General features: G+C 26.7%; 19 protein-coding genes. 2 read left to right on the top strand and 17 right to left on the bottom strand.

Translation table 4 applies throughout. The annotated features are described in order from the left end of the window. Positions 1 to 95 precede the first annotated feature (95 nt). On the bottom strand, positions 96 to 1,832 hold the full coding sequence (locus MHO_RS02800; protein ID WP_012855776.1) for an amino acid permease: 1,737 nt from the start codon (positions 1,830 to 1,832) through the stop codon (positions 96 to 98). Positions 1,833 to 2,003: 171 nt separating this feature from the next. On the opposite strand from MHO_RS02800, the gene MHO_RS02795 reads away from it, so the two are divergent. Together MHO_RS02795 and whiA are read left to right on the top strand one after the other, a co-directional pair. Beyond that, entirely contained in the window at positions 2,004 to 2,531 is a 528-nt protein-coding gene (locus tag MHO_RS02795) for a cysteine hydrolase family protein (protein WP_012855775.1), read from the top strand. A gap of 48 nt (positions 2,532 to 2,579) precedes the next feature. Further along, entirely contained in the window at positions 2,580 to 3,407 is an 828-nt protein-coding gene (gene whiA, locus MHO_RS02790) for a DNA-binding protein WhiA (protein WP_012855774.1), read from the top strand. A gap of 30 nt (positions 3,408 to 3,437) precedes the next feature. Here whiA and tsf read toward each other — a convergent pair whose 3' ends face one another. The 16 genes from tsf to gmk form a co-directional block, all read right to left on the bottom strand. Then, positions 3,438 to 4,319, bottom strand: coding sequence for a translation elongation factor Ts (gene tsf, locus MHO_RS02785; RefSeq protein WP_012855773.1), 882 nt, complete (start codon positions 4,317 to 4,319; stop codon positions 3,438 to 3,440). A 20-nt stretch (positions 4,320 to 4,339) separates the two neighbouring features. Then, complete coding sequence (gene rpsB, locus MHO_RS02780) at positions 4,340 to 5,239, bottom strand: 30S ribosomal protein S2 (RefSeq protein WP_012855772.1); 900 nt, start codon at positions 5,237 to 5,239, stop codon at positions 4,340 to 4,342. Between the two features lie 358 nt (positions 5,240 to 5,597). Continuing rightward, on the bottom strand, positions 5,598 to 6,518 hold the full coding sequence (locus tag MHO_RS02775; RefSeq protein WP_121120427.1) for an aromatic motif membrane protein: 921 nt from the start codon (positions 6,516 to 6,518) through the stop codon (positions 5,598 to 5,600). Continuing rightward, positions 6,511 to 7,404, bottom strand: a complete 894-nt coding sequence (locus tag MHO_RS02770; protein ID WP_012855770.1) for an aromatic motif membrane protein — start codon at positions 7,402 to 7,404, stop codon at positions 6,511 to 6,513. Before MHO_RS02770 ends, MHO_RS02775 begins: the two co-directional genes overlap by 8 nt. After that, positions 7,397 to 8,677, bottom strand: coding sequence for an aromatic motif membrane protein (locus tag MHO_RS05860; protein WP_012855769.1), 1,281 nt, complete (start codon positions 8,675 to 8,677; stop codon positions 7,397 to 7,399). Before MHO_RS05860 ends, MHO_RS02770 begins: the two co-directional genes overlap by 8 nt. Continuing rightward, entirely contained in the window at positions 8,655 to 9,359 is a 705-nt protein-coding gene (locus tag MHO_RS02760) for an ABC transporter ATP-binding protein (protein ID WP_012855768.1), read from the bottom strand. Before MHO_RS02760 ends, MHO_RS05860 begins: the two co-directional genes overlap by 23 nt. Further along, on the bottom strand, positions 9,359 to 11,191 hold the full coding sequence (locus MHO_RS05855) for an ABC transporter permease (RefSeq protein WP_041359666.1): 1,833 nt from the start codon (positions 11,189 to 11,191) through the stop codon (positions 9,359 to 9,361). The genes MHO_RS02760 and MHO_RS05855 overlap by 1 nt, the downstream gene beginning before the upstream one ends. A 220-nt stretch (positions 11,192 to 11,411) precedes the next feature. Then, positions 11,412 to 13,199: a molecular chaperone DnaK gene (gene dnaK, locus MHO_RS02750; RefSeq protein ID WP_012855766.1), complete on the bottom strand. Its 1,788-nt coding sequence runs from the start codon at positions 13,197 to 13,199 to the stop codon at positions 11,412 to 11,414. A 272-nt stretch (positions 13,200 to 13,471) separates the two neighbouring features. Continuing rightward, the gene (locus MHO_RS05850; RefSeq protein WP_012855765.1) at positions 13,472 to 14,374 is read right to left on the bottom strand and encodes a hypothetical protein; all 903 of its coding nucleotides are present in this window, start codon (positions 14,372 to 14,374) and stop codon (positions 13,472 to 13,474) included. Positions 14,375 to 14,419: 45 nt separating this feature from the next. Then, the gene (locus MHO_RS05845) at positions 14,420 to 15,397 is read right to left on the bottom strand and encodes a coiled-coil domain-containing protein (protein ID WP_041359663.1); all 978 of its coding nucleotides are present in this window, start codon (positions 15,395 to 15,397) and stop codon (positions 14,420 to 14,422) included. Positions 15,398 to 15,806: 409 nt separating this feature from the next. After that, positions 15,807 to 16,928, bottom strand: a complete 1,122-nt coding sequence (locus MHO_RS02735) for a hypothetical protein (RefSeq protein ID WP_012855763.1) — start codon at positions 16,926 to 16,928, stop codon at positions 15,807 to 15,809. 5 nt (positions 16,929 to 16,933) lie between these two features. After that, entirely contained in the window at positions 16,934 to 17,581 is a 648-nt protein-coding gene (locus MHO_RS02730; RefSeq protein ID WP_012855762.1) for a ribulose-phosphate 3-epimerase, read from the bottom strand. Between the two features lie 8 nt (positions 17,582 to 17,589). After that, complete coding sequence (gene rsgA / locus MHO_RS02725; protein WP_012855761.1) at positions 17,590 to 18,441, bottom strand: ribosome small subunit-dependent GTPase A; 852 nt, start codon at positions 18,439 to 18,441, stop codon at positions 17,590 to 17,592. After that, positions 18,442 to 19,458 (bottom strand): serine/threonine-protein kinase, encoded by a 1,017-nt coding sequence (locus tag MHO_RS02720; protein ID WP_012855760.1) that lies wholly within the window; start codon positions 19,456 to 19,458, stop codon positions 18,442 to 18,444. Further along, a complete protein-coding gene (locus tag MHO_RS05840; protein WP_012855759.1) occupies positions 19,451 to 20,206 on the bottom strand; it encodes a PP2C family protein-serine/threonine phosphatase in 756 nt (251 codons plus the stop codon). Before MHO_RS05840 ends, MHO_RS02720 begins: the two co-directional genes overlap by 8 nt. A 3-nt stretch (positions 20,207 to 20,209) precedes the next feature. Next, on the bottom strand, positions 20,210 to 20,833 hold the full coding sequence (gene gmk / locus MHO_RS02710) for a guanylate kinase (RefSeq protein ID WP_012855758.1): 624 nt from the start codon (positions 20,831 to 20,833) through the stop codon (positions 20,210 to 20,212). Positions 20,834 to 20,870 lie beyond the last annotated feature (37 nt).

Below are 20,870 nucleotides of genomic sequence, written 5' to 3'. Positions count from 1 at the left end.
CTTTACATTTTAACATTAAAATTAAGTTTTTGATTGAATATTAAAAATATAAATAAAAACCAGTGGGAGTAACCCACTGGTGAAATAGCAAATTATTATCTTGCTTCAGCAAATGTTTTTAGAACCATGTCATTTAGTTCAGCTTTTTCTTTTAATTCTTCTAATTTGCATGGGCATCATTCTGGAACTTCGTGTGCACAAATGTTTCCTGAAAGAACTCTATCAAATTTAATCTTGTTAGATTTAGCAATTTGTCTTTCAACTGGAGCGCCTAAGAATGAAACTGCTGCATATATTATAAATAGAACTGATGTAGCAATGTTTCCTACTAAGCCGTTTCTGTTGTCTTGTGTTTTATCTGCAACGTATTGAGCTGCTGATAGACCTATTGATATGAATGGGTCAATTGCTAAGAAGAACATAACTGATAAGATGAAGATAACTGATACGTATCCTGTTCATTTACTGTGTTTTCCTTCAACAACAGCAATAAAGTGTTTCTTTCTGTTTTGTAACATTCCGATAATTGATGTTGCAATGAATGCGAATGCGAATACAGCCATTCAGTTTGCCATCAAGTCAGCAAATGTTAATAGGTTATCAATTTGGTAACCGTAGTCTGTTGAATATCCTCCACCAAAGTATGCGTAAGCACCAATAGCAGTGAAGATAACCATAAATGGTAGAGAAATTAATAATACGAAGGTTGCTCCAACTCATGGAACTTGTGAATGTTTAATGTATCTGTAAGCTCTTACAGGCACGAACATTTCACCTTCTCTAACTAAGTCTTCTACTCATCTTGTAGCTCAAGCGGTAAAACCGTTTAAAATACCAATAATACCGATTGAGATTAAAATGTTAATTACACCAAATACTCAACCTGCTTTAACAGCGTTTAATTCATCTCCAAATCCGTAGAATGAACCGTTGTTTCCACCTAATGTCATTGTAACAGCAATTAACATGTATAGAACAGTCATTGATGCTAAACCAATAACAATAGCAGCAGGGGTTTTTTCTGGGTGTTTCATTTCTGATTGAATACCAGCGGTTACATAGAAACCGTCGAATGCAAAGAAGATACCACCTAGTGAGCTAAATACAGTTAGGAATGGTGTTAATCCTAAGAATGATGATGAACTCTTGTTGAATAGGTCAGCTGATGTTATTTTGTGTCATAGTGGTGTAACACCATCATCAACTCCAGCAACGAATCCTTCTTTTCCTGTACCTTTGTATACAGCAAAAATAATACCCAAAATAATAACTACGAAAATAGGAATTAATTTTGCAACTGTAACTATTCAGTTTTGAATGTTTGTAGCACGGCCACTAATACCGGCTGAAAAAATCATTCATAATGTAAGTGCTAGACCTATTGCAAAGTAGATTCATGGAGCACTTGTAGAACCACCAAATCCTACTTTGCTGTATCCTACGAATCCTGCGATACCGTCTTGGAATTGAACGATAACGTAGTAAGGCATAAAGAAGTAAGTAAATGGTAGATATAGATAGGTCATAAAGAACTTAGTACCTTTGTATAGACTTAATGTACTAAATGCCTTGGTTCAACCTATAACACCTAAGTTGTCATTACGTCCTGATGCAACTTCAACTAATGCAATACCCATGGTAATTACGGCAAATCCAGCAATTAATCAAACGATCAATGCTCATACGACGTTGTTAGCTGAGTTTTGTAAAACGTTCTTTGAACGTAGGAAAACCCCAACACCGATAGCCGAACCCATAACGATAAGAATAGCTGAAAAGAAGCCAATCTTTTTCTTAAGACTTGAAGTAACAACTAATTGTTCTTCGGCCATTAGAAATCCTTTCTTATATATTAAAATAAATAAAATTCGAACTTTAGATACACCAACATATAATTAAAAATAAATGTCCCTCTAAGATGTATCCGTTATAATTATACAATAATTAACAATTTATATGACAATACAAAAACATTGAAAAATGAAAAAGAAGGAGTAAACAATATGAAAGCAATTTTTGTTGTTGATATGGTTAATGGTTTTTGCAAAGAAGGGGCACTATATAGTGACAATATTGAGTCAATAATTGTTCCTATAAAAAATTTTTTAGAAACTCAATATAAAGACAATGATATATATTTTTTAAATGATGCTCATAGTAGCGATGATATTGAAATGCAATCATATCCAATACATTGCTTAAAAAATAGTAAAGAAAGCCAAGTAGTAGATGAATTAAAAAAATATGCAAAAAATATAATTGAAAAGAATTCTACTAACTCCTTTTTTACATTAAAAAAGGAAATTTTAAGCAAGTATGATTCTTTTGAAATTATTGGTTGTTGTTCAGATATTTGCATTTTACAATTTGCAATAACTCTAAAAACTTATTTCAATCATTTAAAGCAAAATAAAGAAATTATTGTCTTTAAAAATTTAATTGCAACATTTAATATTTCAAATCATAATTCTCAAGAATATCACGATTTTGCTTTAAATTTAATGGCTAATGCAGGCATAAAAATTAAATAAAGACTCCTATATAATATAATTTAATATATTAAAGGAAAGAAATCATCTATGGAGAATAAATCTTTTAGTCAACTAGTAAAAGAAGAAATTATGTCTTTTCAGTTAAAAAAACAAGAAAAGTTTTTTTTGATGGCTGGCATAATTTATTGTTGCAGTGTAAAAAACAATGAAGCTAAATTAGTAATAAATAATATTAAGATTAGGACATATATATTAAATCTTTGCAATGAACTTAAAATTTCTTATACATATACTAAAAAAAATGAAATTTCAATAAATACAAATTTCTTAACTAACGTAAGTGTTAAATATCAAGGAAAATTCTTTGCTGGTTTATTCCTTTCTTCGGGTTCAATAATAAATGGAAGAACAAATCATTTAGAGTTAAAATTTAATGATTTAATAAATGCAGAAAATGCTTTATCAATTTTAAATTCTCACGGATTAGAATTTAAAAAAATAATTAGAAAACAAAAAATAATAATTTATTTAAAAAAAATTGAAAATATTTGTGATTTTTTAAAAGCTATTGAGACCATTGAATCTTATTATTTATTCGAAGATGGAAAAATTCAAAGAGATTTTTATAATTCGGCAAATAGAATAACAAATCTCGACGTATATAATCAAGAACGTATTGCAAAAGCAAATTTAGAATTTATTAAAAATTATCAATTTATAAAAGAAAACAATCTCTTGGATGAGTTTAGCGTTGAAGAACTTACACTATTTGAGTTAAAATTAAATAGTTTAGACAGTTCCTTGAATGAACTTAGTTTATTATTAGAAACAAAAAACATTAAAAAGTCTCGTTCTGCATTGAATCATTTCTTAATTAAGCTAAAAAAAATAACTAAAAAGTATCAAAAAAAATAGGCAAAAGCCTATTTTTTTAACACTTAATTATTATTTAAGTGACATTTGTTCAGCAACTTCTGTAGCAAAATCAACAGTTTTCTTTTCTATTCCTTCGCCAACTTCAAATCTTGTTGCATCTATTAATTGCAATTTATTTTCTGTTAAATATTGTTGAACTGTTTTTGATTCTTCCATAACAAATGGTTGATACATTAAAACGCCACGTTCATTGAATTCTTTTCTTAACATTCCTGATTTCATAGAAACTTGAATTTTTTCTGGTTTAGATGCTAATTTAGGATCGTTGTTAATACGTTCATAAATTTCTTTTAATTCTTCTTCATCCAAACATGTTTCGAATAAATGAGCAGGGTTTAAGGCTGCAATATGCATTGCAACATGTCTTAATGCTTCTTGGTTATGTCCTTTAGCGATTAAAATAGTAGCAATTCTATTGTTAGCATGTGTATATCCAGCAACAACTTCATCTTCTTTTGCTTCGTACTTTAATGCTCTTCTTAAATGAATCTTTTCGCCAATTTTTGCTGTTAAATCTGTTGTATATTCTTCAATTGTTTTACCGTTAATTTTTTGTTCTAATAAATCTTCGATATTTGAGAAATTAACTTTTGGCAATTCTTCTTCTAATAATTTAGCAAAGTCTAAAAATAATTGATTTTTAGCAACAAAATCTGTTTCTGAATTTAATTCAAAAATCACAGCAATATTATCTTTAATAACAGCTCTTACTATTCCTTCTGCTGCAATTCTTCCGGCTTTTTTAGCAGCCTTAACTATACCTTTTTCTTGCAATCATTCAATTGCTTTTTCAATATCGTTGTTTGTTGCTTCTAATGCATTTTTAACATCTAAAAATCCTGAATTTGTTCTTTCTCTTAATTCTTTAATTTTTTTTAAATCTACTGACATAACATTCCCTTTCAATTATTTTATTCAGATTTCTTAGTATTTTCTGATTCAACGTTAGCTTTTTTAACAAAAGTTCTTGGTTTTCTTTCTTCAATGTTTGCTATTTTTTCAACCTTTTCTGGTTTTTGTTCTTCTGGCAAGATAATTTCTTCATTTGACTTATATGCATATACTGGTTTTTCGCCATGTGCTGATGCTATTGCATCAGCCAAAATAGTTGTAATTAAAGTAATTGACTTTACAGAATCGTCGTTTGCTGGTATTACGAAGTCAACTAAATCTGGGTTTGAGTTTGTATCTTGAATTGCAAAAATTTTCAAACCTTTCTTTTTTGCTTCTCTAATTGCTATTTCATCATCAATAGGTGATGCACAAATCATTACTTGTGGCATTGCTGCTTTTCCAGCTAATTTTCTAATACCGCCTAAGTTCTTTTGCAACTTAGCAATTTTCTTGTCCATTAAAAGACCTTCTTTTTTAGTATATCCTTGATATTCTGATTTTTGAAGTTCTTCTAATCTTTCTAATTCTCTAACACTTCTAAAAATTGTTTGTGAATTAGTTAATGTTCCACCTAATCAACGTTCTGAAACATAAACTGAATTTGTTCTTGCTGCGGCTGATTCTATAGCCTTTTTAGCTTGTTTTTTTGTTCCTACTCAAATAAATGAAATTGGTTTTTGAGCCATTTTATTTAATAGTTTGTAAGCATATTCCAATGTTTTTTGAGTTTTGGCAATATCAATAATATGAATTCCCATTCTTTTTCCTCAAATATATTGTTTCATTTTTGGATTTCATTGGCTTACTCTGTGTCCAAAGTATGTTCCTGCTTCTAATAATTTTTCGCGTGATACAATAGCAGGTTCTACTTGTGTTGGAGCTACTGCTGGTTGTGATTGTTGTTTTTGTTCTGACATAATTTTCCTTTGTTTTTTTGTTGTTCTTCCTATTATTTCTAACATTTAACATTAGTAATCTTTACTAACACTAGTTAAATGAATCCGTAATAGTGTTTGATAAATTAATATAATTGAATAATTTACCGATTGTAATAAATACAATAAAATTGTATCAAAAATATGAAAATTAATTGTTTAAATTCTAAAATTTACAATTTACAATATGCAAAAAACTTTATTTTTAAAACAAAAGAAAATGAGATATATGTTGATTTATTGCTTATATCTATTGAAATTTTAATTTAAAAAAATCAAGGCAACGCTTAATTTTGCTTCAAATTAGTGTACACTTGAATTTTTATCTTGACAATATATTTTATTTTAAACTAACATCAATTATTGTATAACGTAAGGGACTGCCCCCATATTGATCTTGAAATAATATTTGCAATGTTCTATTGTTAATATCATCAAATGATTCCGTATTGGCAATAACATATTTTTGAATATTGAAAATATTTAAATTATTTCTATCTTTTACAATGTTTGGGTAGGTGTAAATATAACCAAAAAGTTTAACACTAGGCTTTATTTTATTATCTTCATCATCTTTTGCTCAATCAATAGTTAATTGAAGAATAAAACCTTCTTTTGTTAATAAATAAACATCATAAGTTCTCTCACCATTTTTGTCATTTTTTGTAACTTGAGTTGTATATTGAATAATTTCATTACTCTTTGGTTTATAAAAATGGCCTAAAATCAAGGAATTACCTTGCGCGGTTAACGCTGATTGTTCATCTGATGATTCAAATTTATTCATTGGAGGAAAATAACCAAAAATTATTTTTGGAAGGTTGTAAAGAAATCAAAGTCAATTCTTACTTTTAAGTTCATTAAAAATCTTTTTTCCGTTTTGAAACAATAATTTAGGTTGTGATGAAAAATCATCGCTATTGTAACTTGAAGAAGCCTTCAAAGAATTTCCATATATCAATGCTTCTTTTAATTTTTTCGAATATTCTATATTATTATTTAATTTTTTTTGTTCGGCTATATATTTGTTTTTAGCATCAACATCAGCATCAAACGAAAGTCTTAAAATTTCTTTAACATAATCTCTATTTAAAAAATTTTTTCATTCTCTTTCGTTTGCATTTTCGTTGCCCTCAATTATTTGATTCAATGATTTTTTTTCATCTTGTTTATTTTCTTTAGTACATGAAATTAAAGAAAAACAGCTAGGTATAATGCTTAACGTGCTCAATGATAGAGTCATTAAAATTTTTTTATTCATTTTCTTTTCCTCCATTGGCACTAGAAGCATTATCATCGAAAATTCCCATGATCATTTTGGCGGGTTTGCCATAACGGTTTGCCATATCATTTTCAAATCTATTGAATCCTTCTTGAACTCCGTGAATATAAGCACTATGAACAATATCTGAAATCAAATTTATTGATATATTTTTAAATTTACTAAAATATCACACAAAACACGTTAGTTTGATTTTTGGTTTTGTCAATGTATCAACAACTCTAAATCTGAATATCATACTATCTTTTTTTAAATAAAGCATGTTCATATTTGAAAGTTCTCCTGATTCATCGCCTTCTTTTAATTCCTTCAAATAATTATTAATAATCGGAACATTATCTGGTTTCTTTTCGCTTTTTAATGAATTTAAATATTCTTTGCTATGCTTTCCATCTGCCCTAATTTGGCTTAAAAATTCAGGCTTATCAAACAAAAGTCATTCATAGAATCTTAAATTAAATTTATTTATATTTGTTAACACAATATATCAATTTTTTTCATAAATTTGATTTAATTGATTGGCAATATTTTCTTTTTCTTTATTGCTTAATTTAGAATTTCATTTTTTTGAAAGTTCTTTAATTTTCAAAAAAATGTTTTTTTGATATTCTTTATTTTGTTGTTGATCCAAAAAATTAATTTTTTCAACATCATTATCCCTGTATACTTGTTTTAATAAGTCGTTAATTATTTTTTTGGTTACTTCAATAGCAGGATTTTCTTTTTTATTTACAACGTCCCCTATTTTAGTTGCTAATGCATTCAAATCGCTTTTTTCACTTTTATCAACGCACGATATAGCAGTTAATGGTGCAAGAATTAAAGTGGGAACAAACAAAAAATTTAATAAATTTCTTTTATTCATAATCTACTGTCTCCCAACTATAGCGATAAATTAGATCTTTTTCTTTATTGATTTTTTGCATTGCTTCAATCAAGTATTTATTGTATGAAAACTTTTGAAACAATTCAAAGAATTTTTTATCATTATTTTTTTCAAAAAAGTTTTTAATATTGAAATCTTTTTCATTTATATTTTCAATTAAAGAATCAATAATTGAATTCAACCGTTCAATAAAAATTTGTTTATTTAATTTTTTTAAAATTTCTTTGCTTTGTTCATAGCTATTGCTTTGATTTAAAATATAAACATCAGGATTTATAGAAATTTTTTTAACGTTATTTTCAGTATAAACCATTACTCTTATTCAAGTTTTGTGGTCGTATGCTACGTAGAAGATTTTCTTTGAGGAATAGTTATCAAATGAAGATCCTTTTGTATTTAATAAATTAAATATTTTTTTAGAAATTTCATCATTAATTTGATATTGATTACTTGTTTCAAATTTATTCTTATTGTTCAAATAATTTTCTATTAGCTTTTTTGCATCATTTAGGTTAATTTTGCTTTTTAAAAAATTGGTTATATCTGATGTTGTATCTATTTTTAACTTCGATGATTCATCAATTCTATCTTCTAAATAATCGCTAAATTGGTCTTGAACTTTAGAATCAATACTTTCACTAATTTTTTTAGCAACTATTTCTTTTAATTCATCTGAACTTATTGGGTTATAAGGCAATTCAATAATATCCTTAGGCATTGCATCTTTTATTTTATATAAAATACCAATGTCTTTTTGGGCAGATTGAATTGTTTTTTTTGTTTGAGATGTTTCAATGTATCTATCATTATAAGGGTTTATTGAATATACAAAATTACCAATTTGTTTTAAATATCAATATCAATTTCTTTGCAATGTGTTTTCAATAATTTCTCTTGATTGCCTTATAAATCCATAAAGTTCGCTTCCTGGATTATCTGAGGCTCTATTATAAATAGGAAAATACAACAAAGAAAACTTTAGTTCTGAATATACATTGGGCAATATATTATTTTGGTTTTGTACAAAAATATCTTGTTCTTTTTCATTTTCAATAAATGAACTTAGTAATTTTTGAACCACTTTATTTTTTTGAAATTCTTTATTAATTTTTGCTTGGATTTGATTTGCTGTTTCTTTTTTATCATCTGGTTTTTTAATTTCAATATTTGTTTGTTTGCAGCTTGAAGCAACTAATGGAATTGTTGCAATAACTAATGGCAATGACAAACTAATTTTTAATAACTTTTTCATAAAATATTTTTTCCAATGAATCATATTTAGGACCAGAATATAAGATCTTTCCACCATGAATTAATGTCAACGAATTTGCATATTTATCAATTTCACTTAGAACGTGGGAACTAATAAAAATTGTTGTTCCTTTTTCATTTAGTTCATGTAATATTGAAAACAATTCAAATCTTGCAGTAGGGTCCAAATTAGCAGCTGGTTCATCTAAAATCAATAATTTAGGCTCGTTAATTAAAGCTTGTATTAATAAAACTTTTTTCTTTTGACCTGATGAAAAATTAGCGGGTTTTTCGTTTTTTAATTCAATAATTCCAAATCTTTGTAAATAACTTTCGATTTTTGCCTTTACTTCGGTTTTATTTATTCCTGATAATAATGCAAGGGCCTTTAAATATTCATATGTTGTTAGTTCCTTAGGAAACACTGCATTTTCTGGAACATAACCAAGAATTTTTTTAGAATTAGGGTTTAAGTTTGCAATTCCACCAATAAGTATTTCACCTTTAAAATTTATATAAGAACCAATTATTGTTTTAATTGTTGTTGTTTTCCCTGCACCATTTTCGCCAATAAATGCATGAAAATTTCCAGATTCGACAGCAAATGAAATATTATGAATTCCACGATCTGATTTATTATAGATTTTTACTACATTTTTTAATTCTAAAATATGATTATCCATTATTTATAATCCTTTCTTAGATATAGAAATCTATTTGCCATCATTAAGATTATTGCCACTACTACTCAAATTAAAATATAAAATTGTTTATTAACTATTTTTCTATCTCTTTCAATTGAATATACATCATCTACTGTTTGGAATAAATAATTTTTATTACTTGGAATTAATTCATATCTAACTACCACTTGTTTATTTTTAGTTATTTTATTTTCTTGCACTTGTTGTTTTGGTTCGTAGCTTTCATATCCACCTATTTCATAGATATAACCATCTACCTTGATTTCTATTTGGCTTGGTGCATATGTTGTTTTATCGCTTTCAGATTTCAATAATGATTTAATAACTTGACCTTGATTATCTTTAAAATAGATGAAATATAGCAACGCTGTGGCAATATAAATTTTTCTTTCTGTTTCAGATTGCAATCTTCCATCTCTAACACCATGAGGGTCGAATACTGCTAAGTTAACATTATCTATATTAAAGAACTTACTATTTGTATTATTAACTTCATTTGAAATCGTTTCTAACAATAACTTTTTAATATCATGTGGTTTAACTAATTTCTTTAAACTAATTTCATTTTTAACCTTAGAATAAAATTCTTCGGCTGCTTCTGTAAATTTATGATATTTTAAAACTTGGCTCATTATTTTTCATTTTAATTTTCCTACTAAATTATTTGGAGATGCATAAACAAAGTTGTCTTCTTCAAAAGAGGCAGAAAAATTAGAAGCATTTTTTCTAGCGTAAATAACTCCATTATTTACTTCATTATCAATATTTGAATTTAAATTTAACATCCCTGGGAGATAGTATTTATTAATCTTAGTTTTATTTTCTAATGTTGGTAATTTTAATAAGTCCGAATTTCTATTTAATTTATATTTATATATTGTATTTTCTTGATTTTTATAATATAAATAATTACTTAAACTATTATTAATACTGTCTGAAGAAAGGTTGCTAAAAATATTTTGATTTTCAATGTTAAATATATCAACAAATTGATATGGCATTGCAAGTCATGAATATTTTTGTCATTCATTAGCCGAACTATTTGAATATTTTCAAGCTAAATTTAAATATTGATTTTGTACATCACTAAACTTGTTATTATTAATTCCATTTGGAACTAAATAATATTTATCATCATTTTTATTTAAATAAAATACTTCACTATTAACTTCGTTTCCTGCTCTGTGGTATTTATATTTGCTATTAATATAATGAGCAAAATTTTCATTTGTTGATGTTGAGTTGGCAAATATAAATCCGCCACCTATTGCCATAGGTGCAAAAATTATAATTGGAACAGTTATAGCAATTTTTTGGTTAACTTTATATGCAATCAATGCTGCTATATATCCAAAAATTGTATATGCAAGAAAATGTGCAACCAATGACAACAAAACTAAATATCCAAACATGTTTCCTTTTGAAACTTGACTATATACAATAATAGAACTAACAAAAGCAAACAATGTTCAAATAAGTCCAAGAGAATTAAAACTTAAAATTTTCCCTCAGATTATTGCTTTTCTTGAAATGGGCTTAGAAAATATAATTAATTCAATCCCATCTTGTTCAAGATCTTTAAATATATTTAAGGACTTGAGAGAGCCATATAATACTGTAAATAATATTGCAACTAATGTATATGCAAAAATTATTACATTAAAATAACGCGGTGCTGGTTTAGTACCAACAAAAACAAAACACAAAATTAAACTGCATAACAATAAAATTATAGGAATAATTATTGTGCTTTTTTTCTTAGCAGTAACTTTAAATAAAAAATTGTGATAATTGTTTAAAGCTGTCTTCATTTTTATTTCCTCCATTTATTTTAAACTTTAACTTCTATTAAAATTTTCAATTATGTTAGAAATTTTACAAAAAAAATATTAATCAAGTTATAAAAAAAGTGTTATTTTGGGAAAAATGCAATATTTAGTCCCATTTTTGCTTTTTATTTTGAAGAATTTTTTTAAAAGACAAAAAACAAAAAAATAACGGCTTAAAACCGTTATTTTAAATTAATTATTTTTAGTTAGTTTGAGGGTTATCGTTGTTGGTGTTTGGATTGTTATTTCCTTGTTGTTTCTTTAAAAATTCAGCAGCTTGAGCCATTTTTTGTTCAAATTCTGTAATTTTCTTTTCTAGTTGTTCGATATCTTTTTTATTTATTAGTTCTTTAATTTCATCTATTTCTTTTTGAAGTTCTTGTTTTTGAGGTTCGCCTAGGTTTTTAGCTTGTTCTGATTTTAATGTCTTTTCTAAGTCGTTGCTCAATTGTTCTGCTTTTACAATAACTTCGATTTCATGGCGTTTCTTTTGATCGGCTTCTCTATTTGCTTCTGCGTCCTTAACCATCTTTTCTACTTCTTCTTTTGATAATGAAGAGGTGTTTTGAATGGTGATTGTTTGTTCTTTGTTTGTCTTTTTATCTTTTGCTGTTACTTTAGTAATACCATTTACGTCAATTGAGAAACTTACTTCAATTTGAGGAATTCCTCTTGGCGCAGGTTCAATTCCTTCAAGATTGAATTGACCCAAAATCTTGTTATCTCTAGCCAATTGTCTTTCACCTTGTGTGATAACGATTGTTACTGCTGTTTGATTATCAACAGCTGTTGAGAATATTTGACTCTTTGTAACAGGAATTGTTGTATTTCTTGGAATTAAAGGCGCTACAACATCACCTTCTACTACAATACCTAATGTTAAAGGAGTAACATCAAGTAGTAAAACATCTTGAATTTCTCCTGCTAATATTGCACCTTGAATAGCAGCTCCAACGCTAACTACTTCATCTGGGTTAATTGAATTATTTGGTTTTTTATTAGTTACTTCTGCTACTAGTTTTTGAACAGCTGGCATTCTTGTTGAACCACCAACTAGTAATACTTCATTAATATCATTTCATGTTAATTTTGCTTCACTTAAAACATCTAATAATGGTTTTCTTGTTCTTTGTAGTAAATGTTCAGTCATTGATTCAAATGTAGCACGAGTAATTTCTAATTCAACATTAACTGGTCCATTTTCATTCATTGCTAAGAATGGAAGAGAAATGTTTGCAATTAATTGTTCTGATAAAGTAATTTTTGCACGTTCTGCTTCTTCTTTTAATCTTGCCATTGCCATTTTGTCAGTTGTTGGATCGAAATTGTATTTAGATTTAATTTGTTCAACCATTCATTTAACAATTTCATGGTCTCAGTCATCGCCACCTAAATGGTTATCGCCTGCTGTTGCTAAAACTTCAAATGTTCCACTTTCCATTTCAAGCAACGAAACGTCAAATGTACCACCACCTAAGTCAAATACTAAGATCTTTTGATTTTCATTTTTATCTTTATTCAATCCAAATGCCAATGCGGCAGCAGTAGGTTCGTTAATAATTCTTACAACATCAAGGCCAGCAATAATTCCTGCGTTTTTTGTTGCTTCACGTTGTGCATTGTCAAAATATGCTGGAACTGTGATAACTGCTTTTTTAACAGGTTGACCTAATTTTTTGTCAGCATAATCTTTCATGTAACTTAAAATCATTGCGCTGATTTCTTCAGGTTTGTAATATTTATTATTTAGATGTACTGTTTGAGAAGTACCCATTAATCTTTTTATAGATGCAACACTATCTTTATTTGATTCCAATTGTCTTTTAGCACTTTCACCAATAATTGTTTCTCCATTTTTAAAAGCAACAACAGATGGTGTAGTTCTTTTACCATTTGGATTTTCTAATATTTTTGGGGTTCCATTTTCTATAACAGATACTACCGAGTTAGTAGTACCTAAGTCTATACCTAAGATAAATTCTTTAGCCATAATTAATCTCCTTTTAAAATATATTTTTTAATTTGAATTTTTTCAATTTACATTTAATATTTTAGCACTAAAAGCATAAGAGTGCTAAAAATTTTTTATTTTTTTATTTTTATATTTCTTTATTTAATAAAGTATGTTTTTAGTCATAAAAAATAAAGCAAAAAATAAACTAGGACAAAAAATTAGACCCGTTTTCTTTTCATTGCGAGCCTAATTTTTTTGCCCAGGTTTAATGCTATCAAAAGGATTTTTTTATTATATTTTAGTGATTATTAATCTAGTTTATATTCAAGGTATCTTATTTCTTTTTTTATTCTAATAATAGAATTTATTACTTCATATAATGTAGAATTTTCGTCTTCTTCAGAATTTTCATATATGAATTTTGTATCTTCTTCGACTTCGATGCCTTTTTCGGATAGTTTTTTAATTAAATTTCCCAAGTTTTCTTTTACTAATTTGAATTCTTTTAATTTATTTTTTAAATTTTCTTGGGTCAATTTTGCTTTTATTTCTAAAGCCTTTTTTTCTGCTTCTTTTATATTAGATATATCCAGACTTAATTCTTGTGAAGCATTTTCTCATCCAATAATCTCTATGCTATATTCGTCTTTATTATGTATCATATCTATAATTGGCTTTACTATTTTAGAAAGATTTTCATATGGCTTTTTAAATATTGTAGGCAACAATATTGCACTTAATAGTTTGCTTTCAAAACTATCTTTCTTTAAAATATTAGATAAATCTTTAATTAACAAATCAAAGATTTTTGTTTTCATTTCGTCTGTTATTTGGTCTACTTGCATTGCTCAAATATCATTTTTTTTATCTGCAAAATAACTATTTAAGTTTTTAAATTCTTCAAAATCCCTGATCTTAATAATTTTATTAAGTACATAATTTGCAATAACAGAATTTGTAAAATCAAAATCTTTCTTTGCTCTTGTATAATCGAAAAAGTCTGAAATTGTATTGCAAATAAATTTAGCAAATTGATCATTGCTATAAAAATCTACTAACGATTTTAAGTTTAGTTTTTTAACTTGGCTTATTGTCCTAATGTATCAGATATATTTTTGAATATTAATTCAATTTTTGGGATCTTTTGCAACATCAATATGGTCTTTAAGATCATCCTCATATTCAAATTCTTCAAGGGTGTCAGAAACCAACTTAGAAAATGATTTGTCTAGATTATTTATTTCATTACTTATATCTTAAATCTTTTTATTTAAGGTTAAACTTTTTTCATTAGTGTTCAAACTATCAATTTTAGTTATTATGTTTCTATAAAATTGGGAATTATAATCGAATATGCTATTATTTGGGTCTTTTCCAATGTGTTCAAAAATAGTTTCTGATTGTTTCTTAAGCTCGTTAATTTTTGTTTCCTTTTCTTTAAACATTGTTTCTTCAAATAATAGAGTTTCATTAATACATTTGTGAAGCAATATTCTTTCTCTAAAAAGTTCAGATGTAGTTTTATTTGTTTGACTTAATGATGCCTCAGCCTTAGAAATTTCTTGTTTAAATTCTAAGTCACGTTCAACTATTTTGTTTGATAACAATATTTGATTAGCAATTTTAATTAAGGACTTAAGTTGTCTTTTTTGTTCATTTATTGAATTGTCTATTAATAATTTTTGGGCTAAAATTCATTTCTTTAAATCATACAATTTGCTTATTGCATCTATAATTTCTTGTTCTTTTGAGCTTTGCGATATGTTATTTAATTTCAATATTTCATTTTTAGATTTTTTAGTTATTTCATTGTATATAACAACATTTAAATCTCTATTAATATAAGTTTGAAGATCGTTTTTGATTTGTTCAAATTTTTCAAATTCCTTTTTATTTCGATCTGCGATTTTTTTGTTTAATGAATTAATAGCATATTTAACTTGATTGATTTTAGATTGAATTTCTTTAATTGAGGAATCTTTCGAAACATTAGCATTATTTAAGATATTGATTTTCATTGATTTTTCAATATTTTTAGCTTCCGGTGATGCAATCAATTGTTTTAATTGATTTAATGCCTCTTTAAGTTCATTCAAAAGATTTTCTTTTTCTATTTTTGATTCTGGTTTTGATTTACCTGCGTATGCAGCAACTGTAGCAATTGATGCCACTGCTAAACCTCCACATAATATGGCAAGAGAAATCAATATTTTTCTATTTGTTTTCTTATACATTTTTTTCCTTTCTAATTTGCTCAGAATTATGAACCTTAACAATCAATTTAAAAAGCTAGTTAAAAATTGTAGGCGCAAGCAAAAAATAATTATTCTTTATTAATCATATTATTTTAATTTATTCAAAATATTTATTTAAATTTTAGCACTTTTTTTTATACATTTTAATTATATAGTCGCTTTGTTTGCAATATATTTTGGCATTCCCCTGCTTATAAGTTTTTTGTTTCAATATACACATAAATTAAAAAATTAAATTAAACAAAATAAGCGTTTCTTAATAATTATCTTGTTTAATTTGATTTTTTTAGCAATGGACATCTCGATATTTTAAATTCAAACTTTTTATAAACTTTTAACAAAGCTAAATTAGACCAGTATTTTAATTGTTAGTCTAATTTTCAAATGCTTATTTCATTAAGTTATTTAAGACTTTTGAATTTTCATTATAATTTTCTTTTGGCAACAACAAAAATAAGTTTTTTAATAAATATACATTCCTGCTTGCTATTGCTTTAATAATTGTTGAATCAGCAACAACATTTGAAATATACAATGAAGGCTTTTGAACAATTTTTTTATTTTCTATTGAAAAAGGTAAATGGTAATAAATTAAAAATTTATCTTCACCGATTTGACATATATTTGGTTCGTTTGTTAATCAATTAACCAAATAATTATTTGCAAAATCTTGACTAGTAAACATTTTTGAAAATTTAATGTTCTTATCATTTTCATTAAAATCTTCAACTAGTTCATAATTTTTATAAACCATTGCATTTTTTAACATTTCATTGCACACTAAATCTTTATCATAATCCAAAAAATTAGTTGTTAAAAAATCTTGATTTTTAAAATCTAATGCAGTTTTAATATTTGAATTAAATTCAATGTTTTTTATTTCTAAATTTAGTTCATATTTCTTTGTATTGTAATAAATTGAATATTTGTTTTCCTTGTTTTCAATGTTATTCAATATAAAATCCAAATTGAATAGTATTCCATTATTATTCAAAAAAGTGAATTTTTTATTATTTATATTTAATGAAAAAATATAAGAATTTTTAAGTAAATTAATTCTAGGAATTAAATTTGCAACTTGATTGTAAATATCATTTAATATTGAACTATCATCCTTCAAAACATCAGAAAATTTTTTTGAATATTTTTTTATTAAATCTGCGTATTTATTTACTTCAGACTTATCTTGAAGCAAGGCCATTAATTTATAATATTTTAATAATTCGTTAGATATTTTTAGTTCTTTAAGTGTTATTAATTTTAAAAATAGTTGAATTTCAAGAAATTCGTTTTTTTGTTTCTCATTAAGTTTTGAATTTACTAAACGGGTTTTTAATATGTTTAATTCATTTAATAATATTTTTTTGTTTTCTTTATTTAGCTGACTAGAATTGTTTATTAATTTTTCTTTTTCTTTAATTTGATCGACTTTACAAGAAATTGTGGCAAAAGGCAATGCTAAAATTGCAGTTGTAAATGTAGACAGTAATATTTTATTTGCTTTTTTCATTATAATTATTTTAAAAGTTGGTCAATTGTTTCTTTTGAAAAGTTTTTTACTAAATAAGAACCAACTACTGCTAAATTAACGCCACATTCAAAACATTTGGCAATATTTTGGTCTTTAACTCCACCATCCACTTCAATAATAAAGTTTAAATCTAAAGCCTTACGAATGTCTGCTAATTCCTTTATTTTATTAAATGAATTTTCAATAAATTTTTGGCCACCAAAGCCTGGTTCAACACTCATTATTAAAACCAAAGAACAATGTTTTAAATATTGTCTTATTTCTTCAACTTGTGTATTAGGTTTTATTGCCAAGCCGAGTCTAACGTTATCTTTTTGGCATTGTTTAATCATCTTTTCAAGATCACTATTTTCAAATGCTTCATAATGAAATGTCAATATATCTCCAATATTCTTGTACATTTCATAATATTTGAAAACATCTTTAACCATCAAGTGAATATCCATTGTATGTTTCTTGCAATTTTCTTTAACTTGCTTGATTTCTTGAAATGTTAAAGCAGTATTGTTTACAAAAATTCCATCCATTACATCATAATGAACATTGCAAACACCTCAATCAACTAATTGGTCAATATAGTTTGTTAATTTATTCTTTTCAACATCTAAAACTGATGAACTTATTTTTTTCATAGTTTCTCCTATTTGATTGGATTTGTTAGTCTTTTTAAAAAACTAATGTAATTATCATATCTTTCTTGTTTAATTTTGCCTTGTAAAACTAATTTTTTAACTTCGCAATCCTCAACGGATTCTAAATAATGTTTACAACTTGTTCTAAATTTGCATTTGCTTGCAGCCTCTCTAAACGATTTAAAAGCAATCGGTAGCTCTTCAATTGTTAAATCAAATTCTATTGAAGAAAAACCTGGTGTATCAATTATTTCACCACCATTAAAATCAATCAAACTAACTTCTCTTGTTGTATGCTTTCCTCGATTTAAGGCTTTAGAAATTGCTTGTGTTTCAAAATTTGTTTTTGCCAAATAATTTATCAAGGTAGTTTTTCCTACACCTGTTTGACCAACAAAGAAGCTTGTCTTATGTTTAAATATTTCTCCTAAGCCCTCAAATCCTTGCCCTGTTTCGTAATTAATTTCAAAAACTTCATAACCTTGATCCTTATAAAAAGCTATTTTTGAATCAGAAGTTAGATCTTTTTTTGTTAATACGATAATAGGTTTAACATTCTTGCTTTCGATAATAATCAAAAATTTATCAACGAGCAATGAACTGAATTCAGGTTCAACTAACGACATCACAACAATTGCTTGATCAACATTTGCAATTTTAGGTCTAATAAAAAAATTCTTGCGACCTAAAATTTGATAGATAAATTCGTCTTTCTTAAACAAAACGTTGTCACCCACAATTGGCACTATATCAAGCAAGCGAAGTTTTCCTCCTCCTCTTACACGATAAATCTGCTTATCTTCAAAACTTTTTATATCATAAAAACCAGCAACTGATTTAACTATTTTACCTTCTATCATCTACAATATCCCCTTTAAAAATAAAACCACGAATATCACAATAAAAGCTACTAAAAAGCCTCCTGTTGTGAAAAAAATAATATTGAATAATTTACTATTAAAGATTCTTTTGGCTTTCATTTTTGATTTACTTGGATTTAATTCTAATCTTTTTTCATTTACTCTTTTTGAATCTAAACATGTCTCTAAATCATGCATTAGTTCAACGCAATCAGCATATCTTTGCTCTGCAGATTTTGCGGTGCAACGAATTACAATATTTTCTAATGCTTGTGGAATAATAACATTGACATCACTCATTCTGGGCAATTCATTATTGATGTGCATCATCATAATTTGGTTAATATCATCATGATTATTAAAAGGAACCTTTCCTTCAAGCATTTCAAACAAAATTATACCAAATGCATATATATCACTTCTCGGAGAAGGATCAGCTATTCCACGCAATAATTCAGGTGCCATATATTGAACAGAACCAACAGCTTTATAATTTCTAGTTACACGTTGAGTTGATTCGCCTATTGAGATGCCAAAATCAATTAATTTTAGGCTATTTGTTTCTTCATCAATTAATATATTGCTTGGTTTCAAATCTCTATGAACTATTTTGGCAGCATGGATTTCAATCAAACCTTGACATATTTGCTTTGCATACATAATTGCAGTATCAGGATCGATTTTTTTGTTTTTTGCAATTATTGTTTTTAAACCTTGGCCTTTAATTAACTCCATTACATAAAAAACTTCGTTTCCTTTATAATGTCAGCCTAATATCTTTACTACGTTAGAACTATGAATTTCCTTTAATATATTTATTTCGTTAATGAATCTCGTTCTCTGCTCTGTCCAACGGCTATCATCGATACAATTTAGTATTTTAATTGCAACTCTTTTATTATTTTTTTTATATGTAGCAGAATAAACTTCGCCAAATCCTCCAGTCCCAATTAATTCAAAATCAGTAAAATACTTATTAAGTACAAACATGCCGGGTAATTCTTTTATCTTATTCATTTTTCAACCCCACAAGAATTCCGGTTATATTGTCTTTTGAAAGATTTTTTTTGGCATATTTTATTAGAAGGTTTAACTTATCTTTTAAACTCTTATTTGTTTGCAAAACAGTTTCTATTATTGGTTTAGAAACATAATCGTGTAATCCATCGGATGTTAATAAATAATATTTAACTGCTGATTTTTGTGATATAAAAAATGATTGACAATTGGTTTTTTTATTTGGTCCTAGACAACTTATAAGTTTGTATGAATTAGGATCTAATGCTGCTTCTTCGTATGTTAAATTAAATTCTCTCATTAACTGATATAAATAATTTTGATCTTCTGTGATTTGATAAAGTAATCCATTGTATGCATACAAGCGTGAATCACCAATATTAAAGACATAAGCTAAACCATTTGCATTAAAAATGAGGGCAACAACCATTGTAGTCCCCATATCTTCAAATTCAGTATACTCTTTTGCATAATTAACTAAAGCTTCTTTTATAAAGCTTATTGCATTGTTAAATCATTTGCTAACGTTTTTTTTATCACTACATTCCAACTTTTGAGGAAATGTGTCTAGGAAATATTGTTTAATACTATTAGTTGATAATGTTGAACATTGGCTACCGCCAACATGTCCACCCATACCATCACACAAAGCAGCCAATGTTCAATACTCTCCATTAACAACAATGGCTCTATCTTGGTTTTCTTTTCTAAACTTTCCTTGATCTGACGCTATGCAAAAGTCTACCATTAATTATGCCTTTCTACCTTCACTTGCAACTTCTTTTTTGTTTATAATATCTGAAAATTCTGATCTGATTATTTCTTTGATTTCTTCAAGTGCTACATTTAGATCATCATTAACTATCACATGATGAAATATTGTAGAATAGCCTATTTCTTCTTTTGCTTTCTTCATTCTTTTAATAATTAGATCTTCAGTTTCGGTATTGCGACCTTCAATTCTTTTTCTTAATTCTCCATATGAAGGAGGCATTAAAAATATTGAACAAATTTCATCCAATCTGTTACGTTTTTTATAATATTCTAAAATTTGTTTAGCACCATTAGTTTCAATTTCAAGAAATGGAATTTTTCCTTGTTCACTAATACGTTCAATTTCTGAATATAATGTTCCATAATAATTATCAAAGTGCATTGAATATTCTATTAGCTTATTTTCTGCTAAGCAAGAGTTAAAAGTATCTTTTGACACAAAGTAATAGTGTACACCATCAATTTCTCCTTCTCGTGGTGATCTCGTTGTCATTGATACTGACAATTTTAGCTTTAGACTTTTATCTTCAAATAAGGGCTTTTCAATTGTTCCTTTTCCAACGCCACTTGGTCCTGTAAATATTATTAATTTTTTACTCATATATAAACTCCTAATCTTAAGTTGATAAGATTTTAAA

The organism is Metamycoplasma hominis ATCC 23114, from assembly GCF_000085865.1.
Taxonomy (GTDB): domain Bacteria; phylum Bacillota_I; class Bacilli_A; order Mycoplasmatales; family Metamycoplasmataceae; genus Metamycoplasma; species Metamycoplasma hominis.
Note: the sequence above shows the minus strand (reverse complement) of the source record. Positions and strands in the feature narration are given on the sequence as shown.